The 384-nt window shown below is 72.1% G+C and carries 1 protein-coding gene; it reads left to right on the plus strand.

The window, feature by feature from the left end; translation table 11 throughout:
* A partial coding sequence (locus I6F37_RS44695; RefSeq protein ID WP_225155086.1) for an AsmA-like C-terminal region-containing protein occupies window positions 1–384 on the plus strand: 384 nt, incomplete at both ends.

Consider the following 384-nt stretch of genomic DNA (forward strand, 5'->3'; position numbering starts at 1 on the left):
ACTCTACGGCGGCACGCTGACGGCGACGATCGCAGCGCGCATGGTCGATGGCGAACTGGTCGCCAACGCCAACGCCGCCATCGCCGACGTGCCCGCCGGCGTCGCCCTTGCCGACGCATTCGGCATCGGCGCGCTCGACGGACGCGCGACGGCGACCATTGCGCTCGGCAGCCGCGGCGGAAGCTGGGGCGCCTTCGCGCGCGCCATTCGCGGCACCGCGAACGTCGCCATCGCCAACGGCACCTTCACCGGCTTCGAGATTCCGGAACTCGCTGCCGTGTTGTCCGATCCGCGCGCCGGACCGCTCCAGCCGGACGGTGACTCGACGGCCTTCCAGCGCCTGTCCGGAACGCTGGCGATCACCGAGGGCGACCTCGCCACCGA

This window comes from Bradyrhizobium sp. NBAIM08 (genome assembly GCF_020193935.1).
In the GTDB taxonomy this organism is placed as follows: domain Bacteria; phylum Pseudomonadota; class Alphaproteobacteria; order Rhizobiales; family Xanthobacteraceae; genus Bradyrhizobium; species Bradyrhizobium yuanmingense.